Below are 14,785 nucleotides of genomic sequence, written 5' to 3' on the forward strand. Positions count from 1 at the left end.
GCGGGCGGTGGGCTGCAAGTGATTGCGGCACCTAAGGTCGATTTCAGTAAGTTTGGCGAAGTGGAAGAAATCCCGTTAAGCCGGATCCAGAAGATCTCTGGCCCGAATTTGCATCGCAACTGGGTGACTATCCCCCATGTGACGCAGTTTGATGAAGCCGATATCACTGAGCTTGAAGCGTTCCGCAAACAGCAAAATGATGTCGCGGCCAAGCAAAAAGCGGATTATAAGATCACACCGTTAGTGTTTATGATGAAGGCCGTGGCCAAAACACTGCAGATGTATCCGGTGTTTAATTCCAGCTTAAGTAGCGATGGCGAAGCACTGATCCAGAAGAAGTATTTCCATATCGGTGTGGCGGTCGATACGCCAAACGGTTTGGTGGTGCCCGTGGTGCGTGATGTGGATAAAAAAGGCATTATCGAGTTATCCCGCGAGCTGGCGGATATTTCTATCCGTGCCCGTGATGGCAAACTGAAATCAGCCGAGATGCAGGGCAGCTGTTTTACCATTTCTAGCTTAGGTGGCATTGGCGGTACGGCGTTTACGCCTATCGTGAACTACCCCGATGTGGCGATTTTAGGTGTGTCAAAATCTGAAATTAAGCCCAAGTGGAATGGTAAAGAGTTCGAACCTAAATTGATGTTGCCATTGTCGCTATCCTACGATCACCGAGTGATCGACGGTGCCATGGCGGCGCGCTTTAGTGTGACGCTGTCAGGCATTTTGTCGGATATTCGTACATTGGTGCTGTAAGTATTAAAGGCTGCTCATCTTGGGCAGCCTTTTGTTTATTGTGATCAACATCAAACACAGGTTAAAATGCGCCCACCTTACGCGCTGGTGCATTTTCAGTTGGCAGGCTTGGTCTTAGCCAATGGATTGAATAAGAATAAGAGGAAAAGATGAGTAACGAAATCAAAACTCAGGTAGTGGTATTAGGGGCGGGTCCTGCGGGCTATTCTGCGGCTTTCCGTGCGGCGGACTTAGGTCTTAACACTGTGATTGTTGAGCGTTTTAGCACCTTAGGTGGCGTGTGTCTTAACGTGGGTTGTATCCCATCTAAAGCCTTATTACACGTGGCCAAAGTGATTGAAGAAGCCAAAGCGGTTGCGGCGCATGGCGTGGTGTTTGGCGAGCCCACCATCGATTTAGATAAGTTACGCAGTTTTAAACAGAAAGTGATCAGCCAATTGACCGGCGGCCTAGGTGGCATGTCCAAAATGCGTAAAGTCGAAGTGGTCAATGGGTTTGGTAAATTCACCGGTCCGAATAGCTTAGAAGTGACGGCTGCTGATGGCAGCGTGACCGTCGTGCAATTTGAGCAGGCGATTATCGCGGCGGGCTCTCGCCCGATCCAACTGCCCTTTATCCCCCATGAAGATCCGCGTATTTGGGATTCGACCGATGCCCTCGAACTTAAAGAAGTTCCTGGCAAGTTATTGGTGATGGGCGGCGGTATCATCGGTTTAGAAATGGGCACTGTGTACTCATCTCTTGGCAGTGAAATCGACGTGGTTGAAATGTTCGACCAAGTGATCCCGGCGGCTGACAAAGACGTGGTTCGCGTCTTTACCAAGCAGATCAAGAAGAAGTTTAACCTTATCCTCGAAACAAAAGTTACCGCCGTTGACGCCCGTGAAGACGGTATTTATGTGTCGATGGAAGGTAAGAGCGCGCCAGCAGAGCCAGTACGTTACGATGCCGTGTTAGTGGCAATCGGCCGTACCCCGAATGGTAAGCTGATCGATGCTGATAAAGCGGGTGTTAAGATTGACGAACGTGGTTTTATCAACGTAGACAAGCAATTACGCACTAACGTACCGCACATTTACGCGATTGGCGACATTGTTGGTCAACCTATGCTGGCGCACAAAGGTGTGCACGAAGGCCATGTTGCCGCCGAAGTGATCGCAGGGATGAAGCACTACTTCGATCCAAAAGTGATCCCATCAATTGCTTACACTGACCCTGAAGTGGCTTGGGTTGGCTTAACCGAGAAAGAAGCCAAAGAGCAAGGTATTGTTTACGAAACCGCGACTTTCCCATGGGCTGCCAGTGGCCGCGCTATCGCCTCTGATTGCGCTGAGGGCATGACGAAGCTGATTTTTGATAAAGAGACTCATCGGGTGATTGGTGGGGCGATTGTCGGGGTGAACGGCGGCGAACTGTTAGGCGAAATCGGCTTAGCGATTGAAATGGGTTGTGATGCTGAAGATCTCGCATTAACTATCCATGCGCACCCTACATTGCATGAGTCAGTCGGCTTAGCGGCTGAAATCTACGAAGGTTCGATTACCGATTTGCCTAATCCTAAGGCAAAAAAACGCTAATTGAGTCGCAGAGATACCTTGGGGTTGGCGGCTTAAGGGCTGCCTTAGGTTAATGCACCACAGGTCCCAAGTTTAAGGCTGCGACTTAACCGGTTGAATAATAAAAGCGCTCATCAGAGCGCTTTTTTGTTGTTAATATTTACACCGTGTGAACTTTTTGTTGCCATCAAGGGGTTGTTCGCGGTGCGGATGCTGGGTATTCTGTGCCCGTGTATTTGAAATAAAAGCAATATTCCCAATGTGGACACCCATCCTCAATATCCTGTGTATCGTTGCTCTCCTCTTGGGGGTAAACCTGCCTGCGGCTCACGCAACCTCAGTAGTGCAGCGTGTCTTTACCGATAAAGAGGGGCTGGCTGGCACCAGTGTGCGCAGTTTAGCGGTTGATGATTATGGTTTTGTGTGGGTGGCTACAGAGCAGGGCTTGTATCGTGTCAGCAATGCAAAAGTGCGCCGTATCGATAAAATTGGCGCAGAAGGGCGTCTTGAGGATGACTTTTTTAATTTAGTGGCGAATGTTGACCGTGATCATTTGTTAGTCAGCACCAATTCAAGCATTTATCTTTACAATTTTCTGACCAATCAATTTACCCCATTTGGCTCGCCGGAGCTGTTTCCTGAGTTTCAGAATGGCACCTTAGTGTCCGTTAGCCGCAAAAATGACCAGCAATGGCTGCTGCTGATGTCTAACGGCCGGGTGTATGAATTTACCCTTGAGAATCAGTCACTAAAGTTAATTAAACAGTTACCTTTTCATGACGATAACCCTTGGCGCAAGGTGATTGCGCTAGCCGATGGGCGGCTGCTGCTCGCCGGTAAGTACAAGTTAGTGTTAACTAACATGGCCGGGGAAACGCAGCTGACGCTCCCTTGGACTGTGCAGCAGGGCAGTATTTCGGATGTGCTGCTAGACAGTCAGCAGCGTATTTGGATTGCCACCAATATGAGCGTATATCGGCTGGATTTGTCGAATAATGCCATTCATGCCGTGCCAGAAGTGCCGGAATGGAACACGATGATCCTAGAGGACCCCAAGGGGTATTTATGGTTTAGCAATAATCACGGGTTGAAAAAATGGCACCCCGACACCGGTGAGCTTATTGACTATCAAGCCGAGCTTAAGGCCGAGGCGAATATCGAAAAGCCCAAGGCGATGGTTTTTGACTCCACGGGATTGCTGTGGGTGGGCGGCTATGGTGATGGTGTCGCATTGCTCGTGCCCAAGGCGGATTTTTTGTTAGATAGCTATAGCGCTGAGCCGCCTTATCGACTTGAGGATCCGATGACGTGGACTATTTATGAGGATCAGCAAGGACTCTGGTTAGGCTCCTCGTTGCTTACATTGATCCCCCATCACAGCCATAAAACTATCGTTATCCCTATCGACGGATTAAAGCCTGCGACCAATGTCTACGATATTAAAAAATGGGATGAAAGGCATTTATTGGTGTTTACCAGCTCAGGGCTCTTTGTGGTGGACACCGAAAAACACCAAGGCATCGGCTTTGCCCAGTGGACCAAAGGCAAGGACATTCTCGCTAACAAAGTGATATTAAACGCCTATTTTGATCCCCATATCACTGGGCGGCTGTGGATTATCACTAGCAGCGGCTTATATTTTTGGGAAGCCCACCTAGCAGAACCACAGTTATTTGATTTAGAAAAATGGGGTATGCAATCTTCCAATAAAAGCTATCCATTGATTTTTAAGGTGTATCGAGCGACGGATGGCAAATTTTGGATCAGCGGCGAAAAAATATTCGGCTATTTTGATGATAACTGGCAGTTTAAGGATATGCGTTCGGTATTTAAGACCTTCGCGACCCTGCCTAATATCAATCATATCCAAGAGATGTCACCCGGTGAGATGTGGTTTGGCACCTACGAAAGAGGCTTGTTTGCCTATTCTCTTGCGCAGGATAAATTAACCTCCTTGACCCAGCAATGGGGCGTTAATTGCAGTGCGATTTTATTTTTACAAAAAACAGTCGAGGCCAATTTTATTGGCTGCGCTGGCTCGCTGATCCGTCAGGATGTGAAGAGTGGCCGCATTCAAGTCTTTGATCAAAAAGATGGGTTTATTTCTGATGAGTTGAATGAAGGCGCGTATTTTTTTGGCGGCAATCAACATTTTTATGTGGGCACCCCCGATGGGGTGATGCGCTTAGATGCCCAAGCATTAGCGAATCGGTTAACTAATATTGCGATTAAGTTAGAGTCGGTCTCGGTGTATTACGATGAGGCGACCGAAGTGTCATTGTTGCCGCAACCTCATCTGGTCATACAACCGAATGCGAATATGGTCAGCTTTCAGATGACCAATTTAGATTATCTTGATGATGCCCCCATCCAATTGAAATACCGGTTACGCAGTGGCGGTGAGCTCGATAATTACGTTTTACTGCAGGGGGAGTCGCAAATTACCTTGGCGGGTTTAGCCGCCGGAGAATATCAGCTGGACGTGTTAAGCCAGGTGAATGGAGTGTGGTCTGAGCAGCCCTTCTTATATCCGTTTACGGTCAAGCAGCACTGGTGGACGTCTCAAGGCTTTAAAATTGCGCTGTTGTTGCTGCTCTCCTTGATGGCTTTAAGTTTTGCCTGGTATCGGCATCGGCAAATTATCATGATGCGCAAGATGAACCAAGCCCTAACCGACAGTGATGATCGGCTGAGGCAATCGCTGCGGGGCAGTGAGTCGGATCTGTGGGAATGGCATAAAGAGACCCAGATGCTGCACTTAGATAACCGTGGCTCGGTGTTAGGGCGGCATACGACGGAAATCATTGTGCCTTTGCATCAACTGCCAATACACCCACAGGATAAAGAAAGAGTGATTAACCAGTGGCGCAGCATGATTTCGGGGGAGCTTGACCGCTTTGAGGTGGAGTATCGCTATCGCCGCGAAGACAGCGACTGGGGTTGGCTCAGGGTGCGCGGCCGCCCGGTTGCTCGCCATAAGCACACCCATGAGATTGAGCGCGTGGCAGGGATTTACAGTGATATCACGTTGCAGCGGCAACTGGAAGATGAGGTGGATTTATTGGCACAAGCCTTTGAAAATACTTCAGAAGGCGTATTGATTTTAGCTGCCGATGAGCGGATTAAGGTCGCCAATCATGCCGCGCAGCAGATTATTGGCGCTGACGCTTCTCAGTTGGTAGGCCAATCCTTCTCGCAATTTGTGCAAATGGAGGGCGGTTTAGCGACCGAGATTGCACAGTTGCTCAACCAAGCCCAGTCTTGGACGGGTGAGCGGGAATTGTTGGCGCATGATGGTAAGCGCTGTCCGGTGTGGCTCAATGTGTCGCTTATGAACACCACCAATGAACAGTTAAGCCACTATGTGGTGGTGTTTTCTGATATGACGGAGCGCAAAAAAACCGAAGCCGAACTGCGGCGCATCGCCAATTTTGATCTGTTAACTGGCCTGCCCAATCGCGCGTTATTTAATCAAAAGTTATTACAGTCGATAGCCGCAGCGCAGCAAAGCGAGGATAAGCTTGCGCTATTGTTTCTCGATCTGGATCGCTTTAAGCATGTTAACGACTCCTACGGACATGGCATGGGTGACGCCTTGCTGGTGGAGGCCGCCAGACGGCTGCAATCTTGCTTAAGTGCTGACGATCTCCTGTGCCGTTTTGGCGGCGATGAGTTTGTCATTCTGTTACATCACGCCAATAATTTAGACGATATCAATCATTTAGCTGAGAAAGTGCTGGAGCAGATTATCGCGCCATTTCGATTATTTGGCCGGGAGTTTTATATTTCGACCAGCATTGGCATCAGTTTATGGCCGGATGATGCACTGCAGCCCGAGGCTTTTATTAAAAATGCCGATTTAGCCATGTACCACGCCAAAGAAGAGGGCCGCGGCAATGTTAAATATTATTCCCACGAGCGTAATGCCCAAGCCTTATATCATTTGCACCTTGAGGCGGATCTGCGTAAAGCGATAGAGCGGCAGGAATTTGAGGTTTATTATCAGCCTCAGGTGAATATCTTGCGGGATGATAAATTGGTTGGGATGGAGGCCTTGCTGCGCTGGCGCCATCCTAAAGAAGGTTTTATTAGCCCAGATCTGTTTATTAAGCTGGCAGAGTCCTGCGGTCTGATTGTTGATATCGATCGTTTTGTATTACGTCAAGCTTGCTTGCAGGGCAGCAAGTGGCTGAAAAACCGTGTAGAGCCCTTTAAAATTGCCGTGAATATCTCTGCCATGCATTTCCGTCAACCTGATTTTATTGAAGGGGTTCAACAGATTTTAGCGCAGACCGGGATGCTTCCCTCGGCCCTTGGATTAGAGATCACCGAAGGCGTACTGATGAAAGAATTGCAATTTGCCCAAAGCCATTTGGAGCAATTAAAAGCTTTAGGCGTTGAGGTGGCGATAGATGACTTTGGTACTGGATATTCATCCTTGGCCTATTTGCGACATTTTCAGGTCAACAGCCTTAAAATCGATCGTTCTTTCTTGATTGATATTGCCACTAACCCCGCCGATCAGGCGATTGTCAGCAGTATTATTGAGTTGGCCCGTAACCTTAAATTGACGGTGGTTGCCGAAGGGGTGGAAACCTTAGAGCAATTGGAGCAAGTATTTAGCCGCGGCTGCTACCTTATCCAAGGATATTATTTTGCCGCGCCGATGTCAGTGAGGGATGCTGAACGTTACTTGCTGCTCGAGGAAAGTCATGAGTTAACCTTGTAGTGGCTGAGCTGCATCTCTGGTCGTTAACAGGGCTGCGGTGCAATGCCAGTTGCTAAAAGCCTGCCCCAGCCATCCGGCGGCATGTTTGATCCAGCAGTATCAGACTGAGTTGACGCTCCCTTGTTACCCGGATTCTTTCGCCCCGCAATCGCCGCGTTGCCGTTATTGTCTAGCCATTGTGATAAGGTGGCGGACTGATTGTGGTCGTGCCTATTGTGGACAGGCCTATTGCGGGGGCGACAGACGGATTGTGGAGTGTCGCCTAGGGCTGATTTGTGAAAGCGCTCGAATAAATATGACTGACCTTGGCTCCCCTAGGTTTGTTAGTATTGGCGATGATATCGCCAAGTATTTGCATTTTTTAACAATAAAACCAAGTAGCTCATTATGATGCGTCGATTTTTTGCAGTGTTGTGTTTATCCGTGTGTTTGACGCCAGTGCTGGCAGCCGAGCGCCCCAAAATTGGGGTGGTGCTGAGCGGCGGGGGCGCCAAAGGTGCCGCCCATGTGGGAGTGTTAAAAGTATTGGAGGAGCATCGGATCCCGGTGGATTACATTGCCGGGACCAGTATTGGCGCTTATGTCGCTGGGATGTATTCCCTTGGTTATAGCGCCGCAGAGGTTGAAGCCATCATGATGGGGACGGATTGGGGGAGTGGTTATTCCGACACCATCGCGCGTAATGCCTTGAGTTACCGAGATAAACAGCTGCGCGATCGTTACAATATCCCAATCAATGTCGGCTATAACCAAGGTGAGGTGCGCCTGCCAAGTGGCCTGCTGCGTGGGCAGACGATGTCCGAGTTATTACGCCAATCCACCGATTTAGTCCAACAATTTGGGGATTTTGATGCATTAGCTATCCCTTACCGCGCGGTGGCGACCGATCTTGAAACCAGTGCTCCGGTAGTGCTCGCCCGTGGCAGTATTGTTAAGGCGATGCAGGCCTCGGCCACTGTGCCGGGGGCCTTACAACCCGCGCTGATTGATGGCAAGTTATTGGTTGATGGTGGGATTGCCAATAATATGCCCGTGGATGTCGTGAAGGCGATGGGGGCGGACATTATTATTGCCGTAGACATTGGCTCTCCCCTCGTGACGAAAGACAAACTCGATAGCACCATTGCAGTGCTCGATCAGCTCTCGAATTTTTTGACCACCGCCAGCACAGAGCAGCAAAAGCGCCTCCTTAGCGAAAACGATATCCTGATCCGCCCTGCGATCAATGCGCTGAGCACCACGGATTTTACGATCATGCCGCGCGCGCTGATCCTCGGCAAAGAGGCCGCTCAAAATCAATTGGTCAAGTTGACTCAGTTAACGGTCACGCCCGAGGTATACGAGGCATACACTCAAGCCAAAGCGCACAAGGCTAAGCAGCTGGTTGCGGCCATTCGCCAGCCCATCGCAGACATTGTGTTCGATAACCATTCTAAGGTGAGCCTGAATCTGCTCAAAGAAACCTTGAACCTCAAGGCGGGGCAAGGCGTGACGAAAGACGAGCTGAACGCCGCATTACAACGTATTTATTCCCTTAATAAATTTGAGCGAGTGGATGCTGAATTTAGCGATGGCGAGGCGGGGCGGATACTCACCATCACTACCAAAGCCAAATCGTGGGGGCCTAATTACTTCCAACTGGGATTTAATTGGGAGGATGATTTTAGCGCAGACTCAGTGATGAGTGTTGATATGGCCTACACCATGACGGATCTTACCTTCAATGGGGGCGAGTGGCGTAATGAGGTTAAGCTTGGCTTTGATAAACGCTTTGCTACCGAGTTTTATCAACCCTTAGATCGCGATCAAGTCTTTTATAGCCGGGCTCGTTATCAATACGATATTAATAATTGGAATTTGTATGACGATAATAATAGCGCCATCGTTTTTGACAAGAAAAACAATACAGTAGAGCTTGGTATAGGCTATCACCCCATGCCGCAGGCAATGATGGAATTAGGCTTTGTGCTTGAAAAAGGGCAGATCAGTAACGAGGCTTGGCTCAGTCAGGATTTTGATTTTAAGTCCTACGGTGGTTACTTTAAAGTGGGTTATGACAGCCTCGATAGCATCAATTTCCCGACGTCGGGTAATCGGGTAACTTTAAATGTGTATGTTCGTAATGAAGATTTTAAGGATGTGGTCCTAAAAGCGGAGGATTACAGCGTGCAGATCGAGGCGGATTGGAAGGGGGCGCTGAGTGTTGGGAACCACGCCTTTGTGGGCAAAGCCTCCTTGGCGACCAATAATAGTGACGGCCTTAATACCTTACATTTGTCGGAGTTAGGCGGGTTTTTGAACCTCTCAGGCTTCCATAAAGATTCGATAATGGGCGCCCACAAAGTATTTGGGGCTTTTATTTATCAATATGACTTGGGCCGCGATGCCTTAGGGATGACCGATTACCCGCTTTACTTAGGTTGGAGTGTCGAGGCCGGCAATGTGTGGTATGAGCAGGCCGATGTTTCGCTAACCGATTTGATTTACGCCTCAAGCCTGTATGTGGGCACCGATACGAGTTTAGGCCCCGCTGCCCTCGGCTTTGGGATCACCGATATGGGTGATAAGTCGTTATACTTATTTTTAGGTAAAGCGTTCTAATTGGCGAGGTTGAGTCAGATTATCACAAGGGCATCAAATAGATGCCCTTGTTGTTTTTGCGGGCATAACGCATGAGGCCCGTCGCCTTGGCGTCATAACCTTTTACAAAATCCCGCTACAGCATGACTGGGCAAAATGGTAAGGTTTTCACCGAAAAATGAGCATCAAATTAACCTAAGCTGAGGAAATAATGAAAAAGATAAGTACATTAGCGCTAGGTATCGCCTTAAGTTTAGGCTTAGCCGCTTGCAGCTCCGAGCCAACAACCAAGGTCGCCGCAGTCTCTGGGATTGAATTGCAAAATTTTGATGCCTCCGTGCGCCATCAGGATGATTTTTATTACAGCGTTAACGGCAAATGGCTTGCCAATACGCCCATTCCCGCCGACAAATCAAATTACGGTGCGTTTTCAGTCCTCTACGATCAAAGCCAAGCGGCGTTGAAAAAAATTATCGATGACGCTGCCGCAAGCACTCAGGCGGCCCCCGGTTCAAATACACAGAAAATCGGCGATTTTAATGCCAGCTTTATGAATACCACGCTGCTTGAAAACCTCGGCGTCAGCCCACTGACGCCCTTGCTTAGCGATATCGCCAGCGTGAAAAGTCACCATGAGTTACCCGCCCTCATGGGCAAATTATTGGTCAATGGCTCCGGCATTCCCTTTGGCTTTTTTGTCAACAATGATGCCAAAAACTCCAGCCAATATGCGGTTTATCTCAGTCAATCGGGATTAACCCTGCCCGATAGGGACTATTACCTGAAGGACGACCCCAAGTTTGTCGCGACGCGCCAAGCCATGGCGCAATATGTGACCGATATCCTCACCGAGGCCGGATATCAGGATGCTAAGCGTGCGGCCAAACATGTGGCGGACATTGAACTGATGCTCGCCCAAGGCCAGTGGAGCCGCGTGGCATCGCGCGATGCCAATAAGGCCTATAACAAACTTGACCGTGAGCAGTTGCAACACTTAATGGGCGCCTTTGACTTTAATGCCTTTGCCGCCAGTGCCGGGCTTGGGGATAAAGTCAGCGCCGTGATTGTGCGTCAACCCTCCTACCTTGAGCAACTGGGCGAACAATTTACGCGTTTCCCCGTTGCTGCGTGGCAGGATTATTTAGCTTTCCATTTAGTGGATAGTTATGCCGAGTTATTGAGCCAAAAGTTTGTCGACGTGAACTTTGCCTTTAAGGGTAAAACCTTAATGGGCATTGAGGCGCAGGAGCCGCGCTGGAAAAAAGCCGTGGATGGCGCCGATCAAGTGATTGGTGAGTTGGTGGGCGAAGAGTATGTCAAGCAGCACTTCAAACCTGAAGCCAAGGCGCGGATGGAAACCATGATCAACAATCTGATCAAAGGTTTTGAAGTCAGCATTAACGAACTCGAATGGATGACCCCGGCAACCAAGCTGGCCGCTCAGGAAAAACTGGCAAAATTTACCTATAAAATCGGCTATCCCGATAAATGGAAGGATTATTCTGGCCTTGAGATCAAAGCCGATGACTTAGTCGGTAACTATATGCGATACGCCCGCTTTGAATATCAAGGGATGATAGATAAGCTCGGTAAGCCTATTGATCGCACTGAATGGGGGATGACGCCACAAACCGTCAACGCCTATTACAGCCCGGTGAAAAACGAAATTGTGTTCCCCGCGGCGATCTTACAACCGCCATTCTTTAACATGGATGCCGATGATGCGGTGAACTACGGCGCGATTGGGGCGGTGATAGGCCATGAGATCAGCCATGGTTTTGATGATCAAGGCGCTAAATACGACGGCGATGGCAACCTGCGCGATTGGTGGTCAGATAAAGATCGGGAAGAGTTCCAAAAACGTGGCCAGCAATTAGCGGCGCAATACTCTAAGTATGAGGCCTTGCCCGGCAAGTTTGTGAATGGTGAATTTACCTTAGGCGAAAATATCGGTGATTTAGGGGGCTTAACGGTGGCAGCTCGCTCTTATCTGATGAGTTTGCAGGGTAAGAGCGCCCCGGTCATTGATGGCTTAACCGGTGAGCAGCGCTTCTTTATGGGGTGGTCGCAGGTGTGGCGTCGTAATTATCGCGATGAAGAATTGAGCCGTCGCTTACTGACCGATCCGCACTCGCCGAGCCATTTTCGCGCGATGGGCACGCCCCGTAATATCGAGGCATTTTACCGCGCCTTTGAGGTGCAACAGCACGATAAGATGTACCTCGCCCCCGATGAGCGGGTGAAAATCTGGTAATAAACCCTTGATGAACCCTCGATAAAAATTAAGGCGCCCCCTTTGTGTGGGGCGCCTTTGTATGGGGGGATAGGGCGTATGGAGCGCCTTTGTCATTGACGGTGACGCTGTAAACGGCGGCTGCGCCGCTTATTGCAATGACACTTTAAGGGCGCTCAGCATATTGCTGATGCAGGGCCTCGAGCAGTTTATCCTCAAGCTCAAAGCGGCTTTCCATCGCTTGGGCCAATTGGCTCAGATCGTCATCGAGCTGATACAACACTCGTTCGTCCTGCGCCTCGGCATATTTATCGTTAAAATCGAGGGCCACATGGGTCGTGGGAGTAATTTTAGGTAACACTTGTTGGGCCAAGGCTTTGCTGGATTCGCCAACCTTTTCGCAGGCGCTGACCACCTGATCATACACCTCAAAATGCCCCTCAGAGACATAATCGACTAACAGATCGCAAAAAGACTTAATTTGCTCAAAGGAGGGCAGGGCTTTTTCTGATTTATGGTTTTCAGGTTTACTATAGGGCGGCAGGCCAGCAATTTGGCAGTAATGCACTAACAGGTTGCGACGATTGTCTAGCCATTGATCTATAAGCTTATTTGACCCGCCCCACTTTTGTTCTGCTTTTTCAAGTTTTCTCAGCATGATGCATTCCATTAAAGTGCTAGCACATATTGCTAATGTAGGGGACAAACCCGCTTTTGATCAACTCTTTTTTGTGGGGGAATGGCTACCGGTGAGCGCGGTAAGAGTTCGTGCTGGCGGCGCACCGATGGCGCTAAAATAGAGGGCGTGATGGCTTTTAGCGGATGAGTGGTGCTCGCTATGCTGGCGTCACAAGTTGATGGCCAGTGAACTCTGCCCAATAGGTCAATAAAAAGCCCAACGATAGTCTCCTATCGTTGGGCGAGTAATGGTTGTAGCAGGCTCGATGCGACGAGCTTCTTGATTGTTCTTGCTAGCGCAGACTTTTTATATCAAAGGCGTGGAACTGGTGCAACTTTTTTCTGTCCTAGTGTGACTTATCGTTTGAATATTAAACCGTATCTTCTCTTGTTAGCGTTTTAGGGTGGAATTAACCTAATGGAAAGCAATGATGGGGATTGGCTCACATTAATAGGTACATAAAGGTTACATTATTCACCTAACTGCTAAACTACCGCCCCAGCGGATCTCAACAAGTCTAGGAATCAAGCCCAATGGCAGAATTAAAAAATGATCGTTATTTACGCGCGCTACTAAAGCAACCTGTCGATATGACGCCAGTATGGATGATGCGTCAAGCAGGCCGTTATCTTCCTGAATATAAAGCCACGCGCGCTCAAGCGGGTGATTTTATGTCTTTGTGCAAAAACCACGAGTTGGCCTGTGAAGTGACGCTGCAGCCATTGCGCCGTTATGAACTGGATGCGGCAATTTTATTTTCCGACATTCTGACCGTGCCCGATGCTATGGGGTTAGGTCTGTATTTTGAGGCGGGTGAAGGCCCACGTTTTGCGCGCCCAACTGATACCCTCGATGCGATTAAAAAATTATCCATTCCTGATCCAGAGGATGAGCTGGGTTATGTGATGAAGGCGGTTAGCACGATTCGCCGTGAATTGAATGGCCAAGTACCATTAATCGGCTTCTCCGGTTCGCCTTGGACGCTGGCCACTTATATGGTGGAAGGCGGGTCGAGCAAAACCTTCGAAAAAATCAAAAAAATGGCCTACGCCGAGCCTGCGGCATTGCATATGTTGCTCGATAAGTTAGCGGATTCTGTGATCTTATATTTGAACGCGCAGGTAGCTAACGGTGCACAATCGTTAATGATTTTTGACTCTTGGGGTGGCGCGTTATCGCATACGGCTTACCGTGAGTTTTCATTGCGTTATATGCAAAAAATTGTGGATGGCTTAACCCGCTTTGCCGATGGCCGCCAAGTGCCTGTGACCTTATTCACTAAGGGTGGTGGTTTATGGTTAGAAGCCATGGCTGAAACCGGTTGCGATGCGTTAGGACTCGACTGGACTGTCGATATCGCCGATGCCCGTCGCCGTGTAGGCCATAAAGTGGCGTTACAAGGCAATATGGATCCATCCATGTTATATGCACCTATCCCGCGCATTGAAGAGGAAGTGGGTCAAATCCTTGCGGGATATGGCGAAGGTACAGGCCACGTATTTAACTTAGGCCATGGTATTCACCAACATGTCGATCCAGAGCATGCCGGTGCCTTTATTAAGGCGGTGCACGCGCAGTCTAAGCAGTATCATAAGTAGTATTACGGCAGCAATGACAGCGGCAATTTGGATGAACGGACCTTAGGGTCCGTTTTTTTGTGCGTTTTTATTGGCGTAAAGATGCGCTGAACAGGTGGATAGCGTGATTTTGCGCATAGAATGTGGATGATCGCGAGATTTTTACCAAATAGATCGACAATTACTGCGTTAAATCAAAGGTGTTAACAATGATTAAATGCATGCTATTGATTAATTTAGCAACGGATAACGCTAAGTGATATTTAATAACATGAGTAAATAAGCTATGTTGCACGGCGCACTGAGGGATGATGCGACGCCGTTCGTCAATTTAGTTACGATAAGCCGTGGTGATAGATGCACATTGGCAAGAAAATACTGGTTTTTATTGCGGGCTTTTGTCTTCCTGCGGTGGTGCTCGTCACCTATGGCCTGAGTTATTGGTATGAGCATCGCGTTACCCTACTCCAACAAGAAAGTAGCCAAAGGGAACTTGCTAATATTCGCCAGCAGTTTCAACGTGATGCAGATCGTTTAACTTTTCTTACTCAAATTTATGCCCTGCCATTGTCGCAATTGGCATCCCCTCCTCCCAACGCCTTCGAATCCTCCTGGCGCGATTATGCCGATGTCGTCAATTTGAGCGGATATCACCTGCGCGCCGGCCAGTTAACC

Annotated in this window: 8 protein-coding genes and 1 pseudogene; 8 read left to right on the forward strand and 1 reads right to left on the reverse strand. The window is 48.9% G+C overall.

Translation table 11 applies throughout. From position 1 onward, the window contains the following. The 5 genes from ACRCZA_RS05065 to ACRCZA_RS05085 all read left to right on the forward strand — a co-directional run. Nucleotides 1–756, forward strand: a 756-nt coding sequence (locus ACRCZA_RS05065; RefSeq protein ID WP_438673379.1) for a 2-oxo acid dehydrogenase subunit E2, incomplete at its 5' end; no start/stop codon positions are given. A gap of 149 nt (nt 757–905) precedes the next feature. After that, nucleotides 906–2,333 (forward strand): dihydrolipoyl dehydrogenase, encoded by a 1,428-nt coding sequence (gene lpdA, locus ACRCZA_RS05070; protein WP_438673380.1) that lies wholly within the window; start codon nt 906–908, stop codon nt 2,331–2,333. 238 nt (nt 2,334–2,571) lie between these two features. After that, nucleotides 2,572–7,041, forward strand: a complete 4,470-nt coding sequence (locus ACRCZA_RS05075) for an EAL domain-containing protein (RefSeq protein WP_438673381.1) — start codon at nt 2,572–2,574, stop codon at nt 7,039–7,041. Between the two features lie 387 nt (nt 7,042–7,428). Beyond that, nucleotides 7,429–9,642 carry a patatin-like phospholipase family protein gene (locus ACRCZA_RS05080; protein WP_438673382.1) on the forward strand — a complete coding sequence of 738 codons (2,214 nt, stop codon included), beginning with the start codon at nt 7,429–7,431 and terminating at the stop codon, nt 9,640–9,642. Nucleotides 9,643–9,832: 190 nt separating this feature from the next. Further along, the gene (locus ACRCZA_RS05085; RefSeq protein ID WP_438673383.1) at nt 9,833–11,875 is read left to right on the forward strand and encodes a M13 family metallopeptidase; all 2,043 of its coding nucleotides are present in this window, start codon (nt 9,833–9,835) and stop codon (nt 11,873–11,875) included. A 145-nt stretch (nt 11,876–12,020) separates the two neighbouring features. On the opposite strand, the gene rsd is transcribed toward ACRCZA_RS05085, so the two are convergent. Beyond that, the gene (gene rsd / locus ACRCZA_RS05090) at nt 12,021–12,512 is read right to left on the reverse strand and encodes a sigma D regulator (protein WP_438673384.1); all 492 of its coding nucleotides are present in this window, start codon (nt 12,510–12,512) and stop codon (nt 12,021–12,023) included. Between rsd and ACRCZA_RS05095 the strand changes: the two genes are divergently transcribed. The 3 genes and pseudogenes from ACRCZA_RS05095 to ACRCZA_RS05105 all read left to right on the forward strand — a co-directional run. Beyond that, nucleotides 12,511–12,654, forward strand: a complete 144-nt coding sequence (locus ACRCZA_RS05095) for a hypothetical protein (RefSeq protein WP_438673385.1) — start codon at nt 12,511–12,513, stop codon at nt 12,652–12,654. The two genes, rsd and ACRCZA_RS05095, sit on opposite strands and share 2 nt — an antisense overlap. A 412-nt stretch (nt 12,655–13,066) precedes the next feature. Continuing rightward, entirely contained in the window at nt 13,067–14,131 is a 1,065-nt protein-coding gene (gene hemE, locus ACRCZA_RS05100; protein WP_438673386.1) for a uroporphyrinogen decarboxylase, read from the forward strand. 336 nt (nt 14,132–14,467) lie between these two features. After that, nucleotides 14,468–14,785, forward strand: a pseudogene (locus ACRCZA_RS05105) (GGDEF domain-containing protein); the annotation flags it as partial.

Origin of the sequence: Shewanella sp. (genome assembly GCF_051658185.1) — a bacterium.
In the GTDB taxonomy this organism is placed as follows: Bacteria; Pseudomonadota; Gammaproteobacteria; order Enterobacterales; family Shewanellaceae; genus Shewanella.